Annotated in this window: 17 protein-coding genes and 1 other RNA gene; 12 read left to right on the top strand and 6 right to left on the bottom strand. The window is 55.8% G+C overall.

What is annotated here, in order from left to right; translation table 11 throughout:
• Positions 1-627: 627 nt before the first annotated feature.
• The 4 genes from rnpB to garL all read right to left on the bottom strand — a co-directional run bounded on the left by rnpB (position 628) and on the right by garL (position 3921).
• Positions 628-1004, bottom strand: an RNA gene (gene rnpB / locus O1724_RS20150) — RNase P RNA component class A.
• A 32-nt stretch (positions 1005-1036) separates the two neighbouring features.
• The gene (garK, locus tag O1724_RS20155; protein WP_045897635.1) at positions 1037-2182 is read right to left on the bottom strand and encodes a glycerate 2-kinase; all 1146 of its coding nucleotides are present in this window, start codon (positions 2180-2182) and stop codon (positions 1037-1039) included.
• 56 nt (positions 2183-2238) lie between these two features.
• Positions 2239-3129: a 2-hydroxy-3-oxopropionate reductase gene (gene garR / locus O1724_RS20160; protein WP_032660438.1), complete on the bottom strand. Its 891-nt coding sequence runs from the start codon at positions 3127-3129 to the stop codon at positions 2239-2241.
• A 21-nt stretch (positions 3130-3150) separates the two neighbouring features.
• Entirely contained in the window at positions 3151-3921 is a 771-nt protein-coding gene (gene garL, locus O1724_RS20165; RefSeq protein WP_045332928.1) for a 2-dehydro-3-deoxyglucarate aldolase, read from the bottom strand.
• Between the two features lie 367 nt (positions 3922-4288).
• Here garL and garD point away from each other — a divergent pair, with 367 nt between their 5' ends.
• A complete protein-coding gene (gene garD, locus O1724_RS20170; RefSeq protein WP_126297461.1) occupies positions 4289-5860 on the top strand; it encodes a galactarate dehydratase in 1572 nt (523 codons plus the stop codon).
• 496 nt (positions 5861-6356) lie between these two features.
• On the opposite strand, the gene O1724_RS20175 is transcribed toward garD, so the two are convergent.
• Entirely contained in the window at positions 6357-7160 is an 804-nt protein-coding gene (locus tag O1724_RS20175; protein WP_032607968.1) for a DeoR family transcriptional regulator, read from the bottom strand.
• Between the two features lie 239 nt (positions 7161-7399).
• Here O1724_RS20175 and kbaZ point away from each other — a divergent pair, with 239 nt between their 5' ends.
• The 11 genes from kbaZ to O1724_RS20230 all read left to right on the top strand — a co-directional run bounded on the left by kbaZ (position 7400) and on the right by O1724_RS20230 (position 19494).
• Positions 7400-8707: a tagatose-bisphosphate aldolase subunit KbaZ gene (gene kbaZ / locus O1724_RS20180; RefSeq protein ID WP_126297108.1), complete on the top strand. Its 1308-nt coding sequence runs from the start codon at positions 7400-7402 to the stop codon at positions 8705-8707.
• Positions 8708-8726: 19 nt separating this feature from the next.
• On the top strand, positions 8727-9200 hold the full coding sequence (gene agaV / locus O1724_RS20185) for a PTS N-acetylgalactosamine transporter subunit IIB (RefSeq protein WP_003861728.1): 474 nt from the start codon (positions 8727-8729) through the stop codon (positions 9198-9200).
• Between the two features lie 10 nt (positions 9201-9210).
• Positions 9211-9990: a PTS N-acetylgalactosamine transporter subunit IIC gene (gene agaW, locus O1724_RS20190; protein ID WP_003861730.1), complete on the top strand. Its 780-nt coding sequence runs from the start codon at positions 9211-9213 to the stop codon at positions 9988-9990.
• Positions 9980-10858 carry a PTS N-acetylgalactosamine transporter subunit IID gene (gene agaE / locus O1724_RS20195; protein WP_022651905.1) on the top strand — a complete coding sequence of 293 codons (879 nt, stop codon included), beginning with the start codon at positions 9980-9982 and terminating at the stop codon, positions 10856-10858. The genes agaW and agaE overlap by 11 nt, the downstream gene beginning before the upstream one ends.
• Before the next feature lie 17 nt (positions 10859-10875).
• The gene (agaF, locus tag O1724_RS20200) at positions 10876-11310 is read left to right on the top strand and encodes a PTS galactosamine/N-acetylgalactosamine transporter subunit IIA (RefSeq protein WP_003861734.1); all 435 of its coding nucleotides are present in this window, start codon (positions 10876-10878) and stop codon (positions 11308-11310) included.
• Positions 11307-12440: an N-acetylglucosamine-6-phosphate deacetylase gene (gene nagA / locus O1724_RS20205; protein WP_126297106.1), complete on the top strand. Its 1134-nt coding sequence runs from the start codon at positions 11307-11309 to the stop codon at positions 12438-12440. Before agaF ends, nagA begins: the two co-directional genes overlap by 4 nt.
• Positions 12441-12686: 246 nt before the next feature.
• Positions 12687-13829 carry an SIS domain-containing protein gene (locus tag O1724_RS20210; RefSeq protein ID WP_126297105.1) on the top strand — a complete coding sequence of 381 codons (1143 nt, stop codon included), beginning with the start codon at positions 12687-12689 and terminating at the stop codon, positions 13827-13829.
• A 12-nt stretch (positions 13830-13841) separates the two neighbouring features.
• Positions 13842-14714, top strand: a complete 873-nt coding sequence (gene kbaY, locus O1724_RS20215) for a tagatose-bisphosphate aldolase subunit KbaY (RefSeq protein ID WP_047654234.1) — start codon at positions 13842-13844, stop codon at positions 14712-14714.
• Between the two features lie 117 nt (positions 14715-14831).
• Positions 14832-16403 (top strand): maltose/glucose-specific PTS transporter subunit IIBC, encoded by a 1572-nt coding sequence (gene malX / locus O1724_RS20220; RefSeq protein ID WP_048210672.1) that lies wholly within the window; start codon positions 14832-14834, stop codon positions 16401-16403.
• Between the two features lie 12 nt (positions 16404-16415).
• Positions 16416-17588: a MalY/PatB family protein gene (locus O1724_RS20225; protein WP_023314897.1), complete on the top strand. Its 1173-nt coding sequence runs from the start codon at positions 16416-16418 to the stop codon at positions 17586-17588.
• 16 nt (positions 17589-17604) lie between these two features.
• A complete protein-coding gene (locus O1724_RS20230) occupies positions 17605-19494 on the top strand; it encodes an alpha-galactosidase (RefSeq protein ID WP_126297104.1) in 1890 nt (629 codons plus the stop codon).
• 67 nt (positions 19495-19561) lie between these two features.
• Here the strand turns inward: O1724_RS20230 and rsmI are convergent, their stop codons facing one another.
• On the bottom strand, positions 19562-20425 hold the full coding sequence (gene rsmI, locus O1724_RS20235) for a 16S rRNA (cytidine(1402)-2'-O)-methyltransferase (protein WP_000809144.1): 864 nt from the start codon (positions 20423-20425) through the stop codon (positions 19562-19564).
• Between the last annotated feature and the right edge of the window lie 8 nt (positions 20426-20433).

Raw genomic sequence — 20433 nt, forward strand, 5'->3', positions numbered from 1 at the left:
TATTGTTTTAGGGGGTATGTGCTGTTACTCACAATTTGCCAGGACGCTCTGTTTTCAGTCGCACCAGAAAACTATTTATATTTTTATAAATCAAAGATTTATCACAATAAAAATACGCATTTACGCTGACATTGATCAATAAAAAACGCGGTAATAAATTTATTTTATGGCAATAACCAGCGTGAATTTTTTTGCCTTAAAAATATTAATAAAGGCTATCTTTCAGGCAATTAAAGGTTAATAAAACACCATTATTCCTTTAAAACATTTTTGTGGTTTATCAACTTTACCAGGAGTATTTATTCACTTTCCGGTTAAAGAGTGGGATATATCACACATTCACCAGAAGAATGTTTTTAGATTCAATATTAAATTATCAAATGAATAACATTCGGCATCACTGACTAAACATTTACAACATCTGCTCAACACTAAATTTTTCTAATTTTATAGCGTTAAATTTTGTGATTACGATCATGCGCAGCAGATGAGAGGAACACGCAGCCGAACAAATAGTGAAACGTGCTTAGCGTCGCAAAATTGAGAATTGATGTCGTTTGGCGCTTCGCTTACCCGACCTGCAACCTTCAGAAAGCAAAAACCCCGCCGAAGCGGGGTTTGGTAAGAAGTTGAAGCTGACCGATAAGCCGGGTTCTGTCGTGGACAGTCATTCATCTAGGCCAGCAATCGCTCACTGGCTCAAGCAGCCTACCCGGGTTCAGTACGGGCCGTACCATGTGAACCCCTATTTGGCCTTGCTCCGGGTGGAGTTTACCGTGCCACGGACTGTTACCAGCCGCGCGGTGCGCTCTTACCGCACCCTTTCACCCTTACCTGATCCCGCTTGCGCGGGCCATCGGCGGTTTGCTCTCTGTTGCACTGGTCGTGGGTTTCCCCCCCAGGCGTTACCTGGCACCCTGCCCTATGGAGCCCGGACTTTCCTCCCCTCCGCCCGTCTCCCCCGAAAGGGACGACGACGAAGCGGCGACTGTCTGGTCAGCTTCGGCGCGCAGTATAGAGGGTTTGCGCGTCGCTGTCACCCCTGGCTACGCATGCCTACCTGCAATGTGGCCGCGATATTCCGCGAGGCGCGGTAAATGTTGTCATACGCTCCCTGGAACGCCTCTTCCAGTGAGCCGATGCGGGTCAGTACGCTGAACACCGCATCGATGCCGTACTGATGCACCACACCCACATCCTGCGTCAGACTTCCGGCAATCCCTATCACTGGCTTATGGTATTTTTTGGCGACGCTCGCCACGCCGACGGGCACTTTGCCATTTATGCTCTGGCTGTCGATGCGCCCTTCCCCCGTCAGCACCCACGTGCAGTCGTGAATATGTTCTTCAAGATTGAGCGCCTGAGTGACAATCTCAATGCCGCTTTTCAGCTCTGCGCCCAGGAAGGCCATCAGCGCCGCGCCCATGCCGCCCGCGGCGCCAGCCCCCGGAACCCGGTTGACGTCAATGCGCAGCGTTTTTTTGATCACTTCGGCATAGTGGCTAAGACTGGCGTCGAGTTCGAGGATCATCTCCTCCGTGGCGCCTTTTTGCGGTCCAAAGATACGCGACGCGCCGCTTTCACCGACCAGCGGATTCGTCACGTCACAGGCGACACGGATTGCGCACCCCTGAAGACGCGGATCGAGATCCGAAATATCAATCCGGTTAAGCGCCATCAGGCTGCCGCCGCCGTAGCCGATCTCCGTCCCGTTCGCATCCGTAAACTTCGCGCCCAGCGCCTGCATCATGCCTGCGCCCCCATCGTTGGTTGCGCTCCCGCCGATACCGATAATGATGTTGCGCGCGCCTTTATCCAGCGCGCGGAGGATCAGCTCCCCCGTCCCGCGCGACGTCGTGACCAGCGGGTTACGCTGCGCGGGAGGAACAAGCACCAGGCCGCTGGCGGCGGCCATCTCGATAAACGCGGTGGTACCGTCGCCCGAGATCCCCCAGCTGGCCTTCACCTTTTCCCCTAACGGGCCGGTGACGACAGCCTGCTGCCAGGTGCCCTGCGTAGCGGCGATCATCGCTTCAACCGTACCTTCTCCGCCGTCAGCAACGGGAACAGACACGTAATGAGCGTAGGGGAAAATTTCCCGAAATCCTTTTTCTATCGCCTGCGCCACCTCAGTGGCAGACAGGCTTTCTTTATAAGAGTCTGGCGCGATTACGATTTTCATAGTTGTATGCCTGAGCCGTAGGCCCGGTAAGCGTAACGCCACCGGGCGGGACGTCATTAGCGAGCAATTTCAACCTTCGCCAGCTTTTCGTAATAGCACGCTAACGCGCTGTGATCGGCGGTGCCCAGACCATCCGCACGCAGCGCCTGCATCATCTCCATGACGGCGGCAGTCAGCGGCAGCTGCGCCCCCACGCCGTGGGAGGTATCCAGCGCATTCGCCAGATCCTTAATGTGCAGATCGATGCGGAAGCCCGGCCTGAAGTTACGATCCATCACCATCGGCGCCTTGGCATCCAGCACGGTGCTGCCCGCCAGACCACCGCGAATGGCCTGATAGACCAGATCCGGATTAACGCCCGCTTTGGTGGCCAGCGTTAGCGCCTCCGACATAGCCGCGATGTTCAACGCCACAATCACCTGGTTTGCCAGCTTGGTGACGTTGCCTGCGCCAATTTCACCGGTGTGCACCACGGAGCCAGCCATGGCTTTCATCAGGTCGTAGTATTTGTCGAACACGGCTTTATCGCCCCCTACCATCACCGACAGGGTGCCGTCGATGGCTTTCGGTTCGCCGCCGCTGACCGGCGCATCCAGCATCTCCACGCCCTTCGCTTTCAGCTCCTCGCTGATTTCGCGGCTTGCCAGCGGTGCGATAGAACTCATGTCGATCACCACCAAACCCGGCTTCGCGCCATCGATAATGCCGTTCTCACCCAGCGCCACCTCTTTCACGTGCGGGGAGTTTGGCAGCATGGTGATAATCACGTCGCACTGCTCAGCAATTGCTTTTGCGGTTGTCGCCGTTTCTGCGCCAGCCGCAATCACCTCTGCCACCGCGTCTGAATTACGATCTAAAACCACCAGTGAGTAACCTGCTTTGATGAGGTTTTTGCTCATTGGTTTGCCCATGATACCCAGGCCAATAAAACCCACTTTCAGCGTCATAATCTGTTTCCTCAATGATGGTTATTTTTTAAAAGCGTCCGCTAATTTCTGCGTGGCGGCGCGGAATACGCCGAGATCGCTGCCGACGGCGACAAACGTTGCGCCCCATTCCAGGTAACGGCGGGCATCGGCTTCCACTGGCGCCAGAATGCCGCACGGTTTACCGTGCGCTTTGGCACGGGCAAAAATGTGCTGAATTGCGCGCTGCACATCCGGATGGCTGGCGTTACCCAGATGACCAAAGGCGGCCGCCAGATCGCTCGGGCCGACGAAAATGCCGTCGACGCCCTCCGTCGCGGCAATAGCGTCGACGTTATCGACCCCCTGCTGGCTCTCGATCTGAACCAGAATGGTGATGTTCTTGTTGGACTGGGAGAAATAGTCCGGCACGGTGCCAAACATGTTGGCGCGGTGCGAGACGGACACGCCGCGGATCCCTTCCGGTGGATAGCGGGTCGCCGCCACGGCCAGCACCGCTTCTTCTTCCGTTTCAACAAACGGGATCAGAAAGTTGTAGAAGCCGATATCCAGCAGACGCTTGATGATCACCGGCTCGTTGGTGGGCACACGCACCACCGGCGCGCTGTGGCTGCCTTTCAGCGCCATCAGCTGCGGAATAAACGTGTTGATATCGTTTGGCGCATGTTCGCCGTCCAGCACCAGCCAGTCGAACCCGGCCAGGCCCAGCACTTCGGTGCTGATGGGGTTGGCCAGCGCAGACCAGCAGCCAATCTGAATCTGGTGCGCCGCGAGGGCCGCTTTAAATTTATTCGGGAAGATGTCGTTACTCATTACTTATACCTTTTTTAATTCCGCAGTTTTAGCCAGTAACTTTTCTTATTTATTCCGACTCAGCGTCAGCGTTATATTTATTTTCCTGACTGAATTTTGGCGTTATAAAATCGTCATTCAGTATAATCGTCACCACCCGGCAGCACATTGTCTCAATGCTCAATTATGCAGCGGGAGTAACACGCTATTTTGAGCATTTGCCCAATGCAGTGGGCGCTGATGCACAGAATCAACGATTAGTGTTTCGGGAGCGATCGCGATCACATTCTCACTTTTCCTCTCCTGACATTCTTTATTTCCTCAATAAGAAACGATTAACCATCTGGCTATATTTAGTATCAGATATTTTGCTGGAGAAGAGTGAACAATGGCCGATATTGAAATTCGACAGGCGTCGCCGACGGCGTTCTATATAAAAGTGCACGATACTGATAACGTGGCGATTATTGTCAACGACAATGGCTTAAAAGCTGGCACCCGCTTTCCGGATGGCCTGGAGCTGATTGAGCACATTCCGCAGGGGCATAAAGTCGCACTGGTCGATATCCCGGCTCACGGTGAAATCGTGCGCTACGGCGAAGTCATCGGCTATGCGGTGCGCGCTATCCCGCAGGGTAGCTGGATTGAGGAGTCGCTGGTTGAGCTGCCCACCGCCCCGCCGCTGGAGACGTTGCCGCTGGCTACCCGCGTCCCTGAGCCGTTGCCTCCGCTGGAGGGTTATACCTTCGAAGGTTACCGCAATGCGGATGGCAGCGTGGGAACCAAAAACCTGCTTGGCATCACCACCAGCGTGCATTGCGTGGCGGGCGTAGTGGATTACGTTGTGAAAATTATTGAGCGCGATCTGTTGCCGAAATACCCCAACGTTGACGGCGTGGTGGGTCTTAACCACCTGTACGGCTGCGGCGTGGCGATCAACGCGCCGGCAGCGGTCGTGCCGATCCGTACGATTCACAATATCGCCCTTAACCCAAACTTTGGCGGTGAGGTAATGGTGATTGGTCTCGGCTGTGAAAAATTGCAGCCAGAACGCCTGTTGCAGGGTACTGAGGATGTGAAAGCCATTCCGGTTGACGATGCCAGTGTTGTGCGTCTTCAGGATGAACACCATGTCGGCTTCAGATCGATGGTCGACGACATTTTACAGGTGGCAGAGCGCCATCTGGAGAAGTTGAACAAACGCCAGCGTGAAACCTGCCCGGCCTCTGAACTGGTCGTTGGGACACAGTGTGGCGGCAGCGATGCGTTTTCCGGCGTCACCGCTAACCCGGCGGTAGGTTATGCCTCCGATCTGTTCGTGCGCTGCGGCGCCACGGTGATGTTCTCCGAAGTCACCGAAGTACGTGATGCTATCCACCTGCTCACGCCGCGCGCCGTCAACGAAGAGGTGGGCAAACGCCTGCTGGAGGAAATGGCCTGGTACGATAACTATCTCGACATGGGCAAAACTGACCGCAGCGCCAACCCGTCTCCGGGTAACAAGAAAGGCGGCCTTGCGAACGTGGTGGAAAAGGCCCTCGGGTCGATTGCCAAATCCGGCCAGAGCGCGATTGTGGAAGTGCTCTCACCTGGCCAGCGACCAACCAAACGCGGCCTGATTTACGCGGCAACGCCTGCCAGTGATTTCGTTTGCGGCACCCAGCAGGTGGCTTCCGGCATTACGGTACAGGTCTTTACCACCGGGCGCGGCACGCCGTACGGCCTGATTGCGGTACCGGTGATCAAAATGGCGACCCGCACCGAGCTGGCAAACCGCTGGTATGACTTAATGGATATCAACGCGGGCACCATCGCCACCGGGGAAGAGAGTATTGAAGAGGTGGGCTGGAAGCTGTTCCACTTCATTCTGGATGTGGCAAGCGGGCGGAAGAAAACCTTCTCCGATCAATGGGGATTGCATAACTCGCTGGCGGTGTTTAACCCGGCGCCGGTGACGTGATTGTCCCTCACCCTGCCCTCTCCCCTATGGGGCTGAGGGTTCCCCACAAAATAATGCCTGCACAGACGGCCCCCTCTCCCTTGAGGGAGAGGGCTGGGGTGAGGGGAAACATACGGCTCTGGTGGTCATTCCGTTCACTTTATGTTCCTTGCTACTCTGTCACGACATGACCGGTGAACGTGCCAGGGTGGCTCAGTCGCCACCACCCTGGCGACCCGGGCTTCCGGCGGAAAATCGCCGCTTCGCGGTGCCTTCGGCTTATTCCTTCCGGCTTATCGGGGACGGGCGGAGGTAACATCCCTGTAAAGCCCGCCCTCTCGGCGCATCCCTGCGCCTCGCCCCGGCCTACAGGAAACGCCTCAGCGATTTACAGCCGGACCGAGGCATCGCTGAAAGCCCTCAGTTATTCTGAGGCAACGTTATAGTTTTTGCTTTCAAATTACTGGGGAACCCTCTCCCCTATGGGGAGAGGGTTAGGGTGAGGGGAAAAGCCTCTTTAGACCAGCACCACATCGATCCCGCTTTTGCGTAACCCTTCCAGGCTTTCCGCAGGAATGCCTTCATCAACGATAATCATGTCGATTCGATGGGTATCAATAATTTTATGCAGGCTTGAACGATTAAACTTGCTGGAGTCCGTGACAACGATAATACGCTCCGCCACCTCGCACATTTTGCGGTTCAGACGGGCTTCATCCTCGTTATGCGTACTCACCCCCCGGTCGAGATCGATGGCATCGACGCCCAGAAACAGCAGGTCAAAATGGTAATTCTGTAAGGACTGCTCCGCCTGGTCGCCGTAGAAGGACTGTGACTGACGGCGCAAATGCCCGCCGGTCATCAGCAGCTCTACGCCTTCCGCTTCCAGCAACGCGTTTGCCACGTTCATCCCGTTGGTCATGGCAATGACATCGGTGTGCTGGCGCAGCATGCGGGCAATTTCAAAGGTCGTGGTGCCGGAGTCCAGAATAATGCGGTGACCCGGCTTCACCAGTTCAACCGCCGCCTGCGCGATGCTGCGCTTCACTGCCGTATTAAGGGAACTTTTGTCCTCAACGGATGGCTCCACGCCGGGGGCATTGCCTTCGCAAATCAGCGCGCCGCCGTAAGCGCGAACGGCAATCCCCTGCTTTTCCAGAAAGGCCAGATCGTTACGGATCGTCACCGTCGACACGCCGAATAAAAGAGAAAGATCGTTAACCTGCACGCTTCCCTGCGCCCGCAACCGCTGAATGATCTGCTCTCGCCTTTCACTGGTGCCGGTGATGCGCTTCTCTGCGGATGAATCGGTGCTGCTCATACGAGCTCCTTAGTAAATAAACTTTCGTTTCATTTCGTTTTTCTTATTAACGCCTTTCTTTTGAGGGAATGCAAGCCCTGTATGGTAGGCGGACGCAAGCTTAATCGCCGCTGAAACCTTTCATTATGTTTCTTTTGTGAAACAGATCGGAAAACTATTATCTTTCGTTTTATTTTTACATCACCATAATGCAGTATCAAATGAAACAAAACGAAAGATGAATGCCAACACCATCCGAAATGGAGAGGAAAGTGAAACATCTGACAGAAATGGTGGAACAACATAAACGGGGGAATACAAACGGGATTTATGCCGTCTGTTCCGCACATCCACTGGTACTTGAAGCTGCAATACGTTACGCCCATTCACAACAGACGCCTCTGCTGATTGAAGCCACCTCAAACCAGGTGGATCAGTTTGGCGGCTATACCGGTATGACGCCCGCCGATTTTTATGGGTTTGTCTGCAAGCTGGCGGGATCCCTCGGTTTCCCCACCTCACAGCTGATCCTTGGCGGCGATCATTTAGGTCCAAACCGCTGGCAAAACCTGCCAGCTTTGCAGGCGATGGCGAACGCCGACGATCTGATCAGAAGCTACGTGGCGGCCGGATTTAAAAAAATTCACCTCGATTGCAGCATGTCCTGCGAAGACGACCCGGTTCCTTTAACCGATGCAATCGTTGCCGGGCGTGCCGCTCGGCTGGCTAAAATTGCCGAAACCACCTGTCTCGAGCAATTTGGCGTAGCCGATCTGGTCTACGTTATCGGCACGGAAGTTCCGGTTCCCGGTGGGGCACACGAGACGCTGACCGAGCTTGAGGTCACCACGCCAGAGGCGGCACGCGCCACGCTTGAGGCACACCGCCACGCATTCGAGAAGGAAGGGTTAAGCGACATCTGGCCGCGCATTATTGGCCTGGTCGTTCAGCCTGGCGTTGAGTTCGACCATGCGCACGTTTGTGACTATCAACCGCATAGAGCCGTCGCGCTGAGCAAGATGGTTGAAGCCTACGACACGCTGGTATTTGAAGCACACTCTACCGATTACCAGACGCCGCAGGCGCTGCGCCAGTTGGTGAAAGATCACTTCGCCATTCTGAAAGTCGGCCCTGCGCTAACCTTCGCGCTGCGCGAAGCGCTGTTCTCACTGGCAGCAATTGAAGAAGAGCTGCTGCCGGCAAAAGCCTGCTCTAGGCTGCGTCACGTCCTGGAAAACGTGATGCTCGATCGCCCGGAATACTGGCAAAGCCACTATCACGGCGACGGCAATGCCCGTCGCCTGGCCCGCGGTTACAGCTATTCCGACCGCGTGCGCTATTACTGGCCAGACAGCCAGATTGACGACGCCTTTGAGCGGCTGGTACGCAACCTGGCGGATGAACCGATCCCGCTGCCGCTGATCAGCCAGTATCTGCCGTTGCAGTACAGCAAAGTTCGCGATGGCGCTCTCAGCTCCACACCACGGGAACTCATCCTCGACCACATTCAGGACATACTCCAGCAGTACCATGCCGCCTGCGAAGGCGTAACGACTCAACACGCATAATTAAAAAGAGGAAAACGCTATGCCAAACATTGTCTTATGCCGCATTGATGAACGCCTGATCCACGGTCAGGTGGGCGTACAGTGGGTGGGGTTTGCGGGGGCGAACCTGGTGCTGGTGGCAAATGACGAGGTTGCAGACGATCCGGTTCAGCAAAACCTGATGGAGATGGTGCTTGCGGAAGGCATCGCCGTGCGTTTCTGGTCTCTGCAAAAAGTGATCGACAACATTCATCGCGCCGCCGACCGGCAGAAAATTCTGCTGGTCTGTAAAACACCGGCTGATTTTTTAACGCTGGTCGAGGGCGGCGTGCCCATCACCCGTATTAACGTCGGAAATATGCATTACGCCAGTGGCAAACAGCAAATTGCCAAAACGGTATCTGTAGACGCGAACGATATCGCCGCGTTTAACGGCCTGAAGGCGGCCGGAGTGGAATGCTTCGTTCAGGGCGTTCCAACAGAGACTGCTTTGGATCTCTTTAAACTGCTCTGAGGGATTCACAATGGAAATCAGTCTGTTGCAGGCTTTCGCGCTGGGGCTTCTCGCCTTTATAGCGGGCCTGGATATGTTTAATGGCTTAACACACATGCACCGTCCAGTGGTGCTCGGGCCACTGGTTGGCCTGATTCTGGGCGATTTGCACACCGGAATTCTGACCGGCGGTACGTTAGAACTGGTCTGGATGGGACTCGCGCCGCTGGCGGGCGCGCAGCCGCCAAACGTGATTATCGGCACCATCGTTGGCACCACATTTGCCATTACTACAGGCGTGAAGCCGGATGTCGCCGTTGGGGTCGCCGTGCCGTTTGCCGTGGCGGTTCAGATGGGGATCACCTTCCTCTTCTCGGTGATGTCCGGCGTGATGTCCCGCTGCGATCGCATGGCGGCTAACGCAGACACCCGTGGTATTGAACGGGTCAACTATCTGGCACTGCTGGCGCTCGGCGTCTTCTACTTCCTGTGCGCATTTCTGCCCATCTACTTCGGGGCTGAACATGCGAAAACCGCCATTGACGTGCTGCCGGAACGTCTGATCGACGGTCTCGGCGTCGCGGGCGGCATCATGCCAGCGATCGGCTTCGCCGTGCTACTGAAGATCATGATGAAAAACGTTTACATCCCTTACTTCATTATCGGCTTTGTCGCCGCGGCCTGGCTGAAACTCCCGGTGCTGGCGATTGCCGCGGCTGCACTGGCGATGGCGCTGATCGACCTGCTGCGCAAATCGCCTGAACCCACGGCGCCTGCGGCCCAGAAAGAGGAATTTGAAGATGGCATCTAATCACACCACCCTGCCGGGCGTGTCTGAAAGTGAAGAGACACTGCTGACCGGCGTGAATGAAAACGTCTACGAAGATCAGAGTATTGGCGCTGAGCTAACGAAAAAGGATATTAACCGTGTCGCCTGGCGTTCCATGCTGCTACAGGCCTCGTTTAACTACGAGCGTATGCAGGCCTCCGGCTGGCTGTATGGGCTACTGCCCGCGCTGAAAAAGATCCACACCAATAAGCGGGACCTGGCGCGCGCCATGAAAGGCCATATGGGCTTCTTTAACACCCACCCGTTCCTGGTGACCTTCGTCATCGGCATTATTCTGGCAATGGAGCGTTCCAAGCAGGATGTGAACAGCATCCAGAGCACTAAAATTGCCGTCGGCGCACCGCTCGGTGGCATTGGTGACGCCATGTTCTGGCTGACCCTGCTGCCCATCTGCGGGGGGATTGGCGCCAGCCTGGCGCTACAGGGATCCATTCTTGGCGCGGTGGTCTTTATCGTTCTGTTTAACGTGGTGCATCTCGGCCTGCGTTTTGGTCTGGCGCACTATGCCTACCGAATGGGTGTCGCCGCGATCCCGCTGATCAAGGCCAACACCAAAAAGGTTGGTCATGCTGCGTCCATTGTCGGAATGACAGTGATTGGCGCGCTGGTGGCAACCTATGTGCGCCTGAATACCACACTCGAGATTAAAGCCGGGGATGCGGTCGTCAAACTGCAAACCGATGTGATCGACAAACTGATGCCCGCCTTTCTGCCGCTGGTCTACACCCTGATTATGTTCTGGCTGGTACGCCGTGGCTGGAGCCCACTGCGCCTGATTGGTATCACCGTGGTGCTGGGCGTTGTCGGTAAATTCTGTCACTTCCTGTAAAAAGCAAAGAGGTTGCGATGTTAGGCATTATTTTGACGGGTCACGGCGGTTTTGCCAGCGGGCTGCAACAGGCGATGAAGCAAATCCTCGGCGAACAGCCGCAGTTTATCGCCATCGATTTTCCGGAAAGCTCCACCACTGCGCGGCTGACCGCGCAGCTTGAGCAGGCAGTGAATGAACTGGATGCAGAGCACGATATCGTGTTTCTCACCGATCTTCTCGGCGGTACGCCGTTTCGTGTGGCCTCTACCCTCGCGATGCAGCGCCCCGGCAGCGAAGTGATCACCGGCACCAATCTCCAGCTTTTGCTGGAGATGGTTCTGGAGCGCGACGGATTAAGCAGTGAAGCCTTTCGTTTGCAGGCGCTGGAGTGCGGCCATCGCGGCCTGACCAGCCTGGTGGATGAACTTGCACGCTGTCGCGAGGAAGCGCCCGCCGAGGAAGGGATATGAGCCAGCTGCTGCGCGCGCGTCGTCTGCTTACCAGGCAAGGCTGGCTGGATGACCATCAGCTGCGTATGGATAGAGGCGTCATCACCGCCATCGAGCCGATTCCGGCAGGGGTTAACACCCGCGAGGCAGACCTGCTTTGCCCGGCATACATTGATATCCACGTCCACGGCGGCGCGGGTGTGGATGTGATGGATGATGCTCCCGACGTGCTGGACCGGTTAGCCATACATAAAGCGCGTGAAGGCGTAGGGGCGTTTCTGCCTACCACCGTCACCGCTTCGCTGGAGGCGATCCATGGCGCGTTACGGCGCATTGCCCGGCGCTGTCATGCCGGTGGCCCCGGCGCGCAGCTCCTGGGCAGCTATCTGGAAGGCCCGTACTTTACACCGCAGAACAAAGGGGCGCACCCGCCAGAACTGTTTCGCGAGCTGGATCTCGCGGAACTTGATGAGCTGATTGCGGTTTCGCAGAACACGCTGCGGGTGGTGGCGCTTGCTCCGGAAAAAGTGGATGCCCTGAAGGCGATCCATCACCTCAAGCAAAAAGGGATACGCGTCATGCTGGGCCACAGCGCCGCTACATACGCGCAAACCCTGGCCGCATTTGATGCAGGCGCAGACGGGCTGGTGCACTGCTACAACGGCATGACGGGATTACACCACCGGGAGCCGGGCATGGTTGGCGCCGGGCTTACGGACCCACGCGCGTGGCTGGAGCTTATTGCCGACGGGCATCACGTTCATCCTGGAGCCATGCGGCTATGTTGTTGCTGCGCGAAGGATCGTACGGTGCTGATTACCGATGCCATGCAGGCGGCGGGTATGCCTGTTGGGCGCTATACGTTGTGTGGTGAAAATGTCGAGATGCAGGGCGGCGTTGTTCGCACGGCCTCGGGCGGGCTGGCGGGCAGCACGCTCGCGCTGGATGCCGCCGTGCGAAATATGGTGGAGCATACGGGGGTCGCCCCAGAAAACGCTATCCATATGGCCTCGCTGCATCCCGCCCGTCTGCTCGGTATGGATCACCTGCTGGGATCGTTAGCACCAGGCAAACGCGCCAATATTATTGCGCTCGATGCGGGTTTACACCTCCGGCAGATCTGGATCCAGGGTCAGGCTCTTTCCCTGTAGCCCCTTCACAGTGTGCTCTGTTGGCCTTACGGAAGACGATCGTAAGGCCTTTCTTTTCCTTTCCTTGATCTTCGCCTTTCCTTTCGCGATCACACTTTTCGTTTTATTTCTTTTTCGCCATTGAACTTTCGATTTCTTTTCTATAGATTTTCTTTAACTGCTAAAGTAAACAAGTGAAACGAAACGAAAGATAGCGACACATTTGCCAGCGTCTGATGTGGAATTCACACGACTAAGGACTGAGTTATGCCACAAACCACTACCACCACCGGCACCTGGACCGAAAAAGAGATCCGCCAGCAGCCAGCCAGCTGGCTTCGCTCGCTCAACAATATTGATAATCTGCGCGCGTCGATCGACAGTTTTCTGACGCCACTGTTGCGCAAGCCCGATCTGCGGATCGTTCTGACCGGCGCGGGTACGTCTGCGTTTATCGGCGACATCATTGCGCCATGGCTTGCCAGCCACACGAGAAAAAATATCACCGCGATACCTACGACCGATCTGGTCACCAACCCGATGGATTACTTCAGCCCTGCGCACCCGCTGCTGCTGGTCTCTTTCGCCCGTTCTGGCAATAGCCCGGAGAGCGTCGCTGCCGTTGAGCTGGCGAATCAGTTTGTTCCGGAGTGCTACCACCTGTCGATCACCTGTAATGAAGCGGGCAGCCTGTATCAGAATGCCGTCGACAGCGATAACGCCTGCGCTTTGCTCATGCCAGCCGAAACGCACGATCGCGGGTTCGCGATGACAAGCAGCATCACCACCATGATGGCGAGCTGCCTGGCGGTATTCGCACCGGAAACGATCAACAGCAAAACGTTCCGCGACGTGTCCGATCGCTGTCAGGCGATCCTCACGTCGCTTGGCGATTTCAGCCCCGGCGTCTTTGGTAACGAACCGTGGAAACGCATTGTTTATCTGGGCAGCGGTGGATTACAGGGCGCCGCACGGGAGTCAGCGTTGAAGGTGCTGGAGCTGACCGCCGGCAAGCTGGCGGCATTCTACGATTCGCCAACGGGTTTCCGTCACGGGCCTAAGTCGCTGGTGGACAACGAAACGCTGGTCGTCGTGTTTGTCTCCAGCCATCCGTACACGCGTCAGTACGATCTGGATCTGCTCGCCGAGCTGCGACGCGATCGTCAGGCTATGCGCGTGGTAGCCATTGCAGCCGAAACGGATCCGGTCATTGAAGCTGGCCCGCATATCCTGCTGCCGCCTTCCCGTGTATTTAACGATATGGAGCAGGCGTTCTGCTTCCTGATGTACGCCCAGGTCTTCGCACTGACCCAGTCTCTGCACGTTGGCAATACGCCGGATACGCCATCCGCCAGCGGTACGGTTAACCGTGTGGTCCAGGGCGTCGTTATTCATCCGTGGCAGGCTTAAGAGGACAGGCTCATGAGTATTATTTCTACCAAATATCTTTTACAGGACGCACAGGCGAAGGGCTTTGCCGTTCCGGCCTTTAACATCCATAACGCCGAGACGATCCAGGCGATCCTCGAAGTCTGTAGCGAAATGCGATCGCCGGTGATCCTCGCGGGTACGCCGGGGACGTTTAAACATATTGCGCTGGAAGAGATTTACGCCTTGTGCAGCGCGTATTCCCTTACTTATGACATGCCGCTGGCGCTACACCTCGATCACCACGAATCGCTGGACGACATTCGCCGCAAAGTCCATGCCGGCGTACGTAGCGCAATGATCGACGGTAGCCATTACCCCTTCGAACAAAACGTCAAGCTGGTGAAATCGGTCGTCGATTTCTGCCACCTCAACGACTGTAGCGTCGAGGCCGAACTGGGCCGACTGGGTGGGGTGGAAGATGACATGAGCGTCGACGCCGAAAGCGCGTTCCTGACCGACCCGCAGGAAGCAAAACGCTTTGTCGAACTGACAGGCGTGGACAGCCTCGCCGTCGCCATCGGTACCGCGCACGGTCTCTATACCAAACGCCCAAAAATCGACTTCCAGCGGCTGGCCGAGATCCGCGAGGTAGTGACAGTGCCGCTGGTGCTGCATGGTGCAAGCGATGTGCCGGATGAGGATGTGCGCCGCACCATTGAGCTGGGCGTCTGCAAAGTTAACGTCGCAACAGAGCTGAAAATCGCCTTCTCTGACGCAGTCAAAGCCTGGTTTGCCGAGAACCCACAGGGCAACGATCCGCGCTTCTACATGCGCGTCGGCATGGATGCCATGAAAGAGGTGGTCAGAAGCAAAATCACCGTTTGCGGCTCGGCGAACCGGCTGCTGCTTCCGGCTGAAGCCTGAACCCATCGCGCATAACGCTAGTACCTAAAAAAATAACTATAAGCCTCGCAAATATGAAGGCGCGTCCTTAAGCCGGACAGCGCCTTCCATTATCCTAAAAATCCGAGGAGTCCCTACATGACACAGGAAAAGTCGTTTAAATCGAAAGCGTGGGAGTTTTTCCAGAGCCTGGGAAAGACGTTTATGTTCCCAGTCTCGCTGTTGGCCTTTATGGGGTTGTTGTTAGGTATCGGTAGTTCTGTCACCAGCCCTTCCACCATCAAAAGTTTTCCCTTTCTGGGCGGCGAGTTAACGCAGCTCACCTTTGGTTTTATCGCCATGGTCGGCGGCTTTGCTTTTACCTATCTGCCGCTGATGTTTGCCATGGCGATCCCGATGGGCCTTGCCAGACGTAATAAAGCGGTGGGCGCTTTTGCCGGATTCGTTGGCTACATGCTGATGAACATGAGCATCAACTACTACCTGACCGCCACCCACCAGCTTGCGGATGCCGCCACCATGAGACAGGTGGGACAATCCATCGTGCTTGGTATTCAAACGCTGGAGATGGGCGTGCTCGGCGGCATTGTGGTAGGGGTGATCACCTACTTCCTGCACGAACGCTTCCAGGACACGGTGCTGCACGACGCGTTTGCCTTCTTTAGCGGCATTCGTTTTGTACCGATTGTTACCGCCCTCACCCTGTCGCTGGTCGGCTTGTTCATCCCCCTGCTGTGGGAATATGTGGCAATGGGCATTGCCGGGATTGGTCATATCATCCAGAGCACCAGCGTCTTTGGGCCGTTCCTGTATGGCGTGGGCGTACTGCTGCTCAAACCTTTTGGCCTGCACCACATCCTGCTGGCGATGGTGCGCTTCACCCCGGCGGGCGGCATTGAGATGGTTAACGGCCAGGAAGTGGCCGGTGCGCTGAACATTTTCTACGCCGAGCTGAAAGCTGGCCTGCCGTTTAGCCCGCACGTTACGGCATTTTTATCGCAAGGGTTTATGCCGACCTTTATCTTCGGCCTGCCTGCCGTGGCTTACGCTATCTACCGCACCGCGCGCCCGGAAAACCGTCCGGTGATTAAAGGGCTGCTGCTTTCTGGCGTGCTGGTTTCAGTTGTCACGGGTATTTCAGAGCCGATTGAGTTCCTGTTCCTGTTTATTGCCCCTGTGCTTTACGCGTTTCATATCGTTATGTCTGGCCTGGCGCTGATGGTGATGGCGCTCCTCGGCGTCACTATCGGCAACACCGACGGCGGCATTCTGGATCTGCTGATCTTCGGCGTCATGCAGGGGATGGCGACCAAATGGTATCTGCTGTTCCCGGTGGGTATGGCCTGGTTTGCTATCTACTTCTTCGTCTTCCGCTGGTACATCCTCAGGCACGATATTAAAACGCCGGGCCGTGAGGTTGACGCGCAGGGTGCGCTCCAGGCGGTGGAAGCCAATACCCGGGCACGTGGAAAATCAAAATACGATCATGGGCTTATTCTTCGCGCGCTTGGCGGTAAAGAGAATATTGAGTCGCTCGACAACTGCATCACCCGCTTACGTCTGGTGGTGAAAGATATGGGGCTTATCGACCAGCAGGCGCTGAAGGCCGCGGGCGCCTTGTCAGTCGTGGTGCTTGATGCCCACAGCGTTCAGGTGATCATCGGCCCGCAGGTGCAGAGCGTCAAATCCGGCATTGAAGCCTTAATTTAACAGGGGGACGTTGTGTTTGATTTCGACAGAATCATTGAGCGTAAAAGCGATAAATGCCGTAAATGGGATCATGCGTTTGTGTGCTCGCGTTTCGGTGATGTCCCGGAGGGATTTATCCCGCTGTGGATAGCAGACATGGATTTCACCTCGCCACCCGCCGTGATTGAAGGCTTCCAGCGCATCGTGGAGCATGGCACCTTCGGTTACACCTGGTGCTTCGACGAATTCTACGATGCGGTCATCGCCTTCCAGCGCACCCGACATCAGGTTGAGGTGCATAAGTCATGGATCACCCTGACCTACGGCACCGTTTCCACGCTGCACTATACGGTTCAGGCGTTCTGCAAACCCGGCGACTGCGTGATGATGAACACCCCGGTGTATGACCCGTTTGCGATGGCGACACAGCGACAGGGCGTGCGGGTGCTTGCAAATCCGCTGAGCGTGAAGGAAAACCGCTATCACCTGGATTTTAATCTGATTGAAGTTCAGCTCAAAACTCACCGTCCAAAACTGTGGTTCTTCTGCTCGCCGCATAACCCTTCGGGCCGAATCTGGCGCGCGGATGAGATACGCCAGGTGTCCGATCTCTGTAAGCGCTACGGCACGATTCTGGTGGTTGATGAGGTTCACGCCGAGCACATTCTGGACGGTACATTCGTCAGCTGTCTGACTTCGGGCTGTGCCGCCCAGGACAACCTGATTGTGCTGACCTCCCCCAATAAAGCGTTCAACCTTGGCGGGCTAAAAACATCCTACTCGATAATTCCAGACGATTCGCTGCGCCAGCGTTTCCGCCAGCAGCTGGAGAAGAACTCCATTACCTCGCCCAATATCTTCGGCGTGTGGGGAATTATTCTGGCCTATCAGCAGGGTCTGCCATGGCTCGACGCGCTGAATGGTTATCTGCGCGGCAATGCCCGCTACCTTGCGGATGCCATCCAGACCCACTTCCCTGCATGGAAGATGATGAACCCAGAGTCGTCGTATCTCGCCTGGATAGACGTCAGTGCGGACGATCGCAGTGCGACGGCGCTAACCCAACATTTCGCCAAACAGGCTGGCGTGGTCATCGAAGATGGCAGCCACTACGTACAAAACGGCGAAAACTACCTGCGTATTAACTTCGGCACCCAGCGCTACTGGCTGGAACAGTCCATCAACCGAATGCTGAAGCATTACTGATAAGGAACTTACCCCGATGAAAAAAAAGCTCACTCTCTCGCTGCTGGTTCTCTGCGTTTCTCACGGCGCGGCGGCAGCAAACTACGCGCTCAGTAACGACAATATTGCCCTTTCGTTTGATGATGCAAATGCAACGGTAGTAGTAACGGACAGCAAAGCTAACCATCCGCTCACGCCCCTGGAGCTGTTCTTTCTGACGCTGCCGGATGAAACAAAAATCCACACCGCTGATTTCAAAATCAAGCACGTCGAAAAGCAGGACAATGCGATAGTCATCGACTTTACGCATCCGGATTTTAACGTAACGGTGAAACTGAACCTGGTGAAGGGAAAATACGCCAGCATCGGCTACACCATCGCCGCCGTCGGGCAGCCGCGGGACGTAGCGAAAATTACCTTCTTCCCGACGAAGAAGCAGTCTCAGGCACCTTACGTTGACGGGGCGATTAACAGCTCGCCAATCGTGGCCGACTCGTTCTTCATCCTGCCAGACAAACCGATTGTGAATACTTACGCTTATGAAGCCACCACGAACCTCAACGTGGAGCTGAAAACGCCAATTCTGCCTGAGACACCGGTTAGTTTTACCACCTGGTTCGGCACTTTCCCGGAAACTAATCAGCTGCGCCGCAGCGTAAACCAGTTTATCGATGCCGTGCGTCCGCGGCCTTATAAGCCTTATCTGCACTACAACGGCTGGATGGACATCGGTTTCTTTACCCCTTACTCCGAGCAGGATGTCATTGGGCGGATGGACGAATGGAATAAAGAATTTATTGCCGGACGCGGGGTGGCGCTGGACGCGTTCCTGCTGGACGATGGCTGGGACGATCGCACCGGACGCTGGCTTTTTGGCCCGGCATTCAGCAACGGTTTTGGCAAAGTCAGGGAAAAAGCCGATAGCCTGCACAGCTCGGTTGGGCTGTGGCTTTCTCCGTGGGGCGGATACAACAAGCCGCGCGATATTCGCGTCTCGCATGCAAAAGAGTATGGTTTCGAAACCGTAGACGGCAAGCTGGCGCTGTCGGGGCCGAACTATTTTAAAAACTTTAACGATCAGATCATTAAGCTGATCAAAAACGAGCACATTACCTCGTTCAAGCTCGACGGAATGGGTAACGCCAATTCGCATATCAAGGGCAGCCCATTTGCATCGGATTTTGACGCATCCATTGCCCTGCTGCACAACATGCGCAGCGCAAACCCGAACCTGTTTATCAACCTGACCACCGGCACCGACGCCAGCCCGTCCTGGCTGTTCTATGCTGATTCAATCTGGCGTCAGGGCGATGATATCAACCTGTACGGCCCCGGCACGCCAGTGCAGCAGTGGATGACCTACCGCGATGCCGAAACCTGGCGATCCATCGTGCGCAAAGGTCCTCTGTTCCCGCTGAACTCACTGATGTACCACGGGATCGTCAGCGCAGAGAACGCTTACTATGGACTCGAGAAAGTGCAAACAGACAGCGATTTTGCCGATCAGGTCTGGAGCTACTTCGCAACCGGAACTCAGCTTCAGGAGCTGTACATCACGCCGTCCATGCTGAATAAGGCGAAGTGGGATACCCTGGCGCAGGCGGCGAAATGGTCGCGTGAGAATGCCAGCGTGCTGGTGGATACTCACTGGATTGGCGGTGACCCAACTTCGCTTCAGGTTTACGGCTGGGCCTCATGGAGTAAAGACAAAGCGATTTTTGGCCTACGCAACCCGTCGGATAAGCCGCAACGTTACTACCTGGATTTAACCAAAGATTTTGAGATCCCGGCAGGAGAGCGTTCGCAGTTTACCCTGAAAGCCGTGTACGGCAGTAATTCGACCGTACCAGAGGAGTATAAAAACGCTGTGGTAATTACGCTGCAACCGCTGGAAACGCTGGTATTTGAGGCGATGCCGGGGAAATAGTGAGGCTCTGACACGGTGTAGGCCGGGTAAGGCGAAGCCGCCACCCGGCAAAACAGGCGGCAGGGTCTTACTCCCCCTGCTGCTCCAGCGCATATTTATACAGCGCATTTTTCTTCACGCCGTGGATCTCCGCCGCCAGCGCCGCCGCTTTTTTCAGGGGGAGTTCAGCCTGTAGCAGAGCCAGCGTACGCAGCGCATCGGCAGGCAGAGCGTCTTCCTGCGCTTTGTGCCCTTCAACAATCAGCACCATTTCGCCCTTGCGGCGGTTTTCATCCTCTTTCACCCACGCCAGCAGTTCGCCAACCGGCGCACCGTGAATGGTTTCCCACGTTTTGGTCAACTCGCGCGCCAGCACCACGTAGCGCCCTTCGCCCCAGACGGTCACCATATCTTCCAGGCTTTCCAGCAGACGGTGAGTTGATTCGTAGAAGATCAACGTACGCGGTTCAGCTTCCAGATCCTTTAACACATCGCGACGGCCTTTGGATTTAGCAGGCAGGAAGCCTTCGTAGCAGAAACGATCGGATGGCAGACCCGCAGCGCTTAACGCCGCAATCGCCGCGCACGGCCCGGGCAGCGGCACAACGCGGATGCCTGCTTCACGGCAGGTGCGTACCAGATGGTAGCCCGGATCGTTGATCAGCGGCGTTCCCGCATCGGAGACCAGCGCGATGTTCTGCCCTTCTTTAAGCTTCGCCACCAGCGTTTCGGCTTTTTGTTGCTCATTGTGATCGTGCAGGGCAAACAAACGGGCGTTAATGGCAAAGTGTTGTAGCAGTAAACCGGTATGACGGGTGTCTTCAGCAGCAATTAAATCAACAGCTTGCAATACGGTGAGCGCACGTTGGGTAATATCAGACAAATTCCCGATAGGAGTAGGTACAATATAAAGCTGGCCTTGAGAATTATCTGCCGTTTCGTGTTGTTTCATTGTTTCGT

This window comes from Enterobacter cloacae complex sp. HYC074_NIDB, assembly GCF_056673345.1.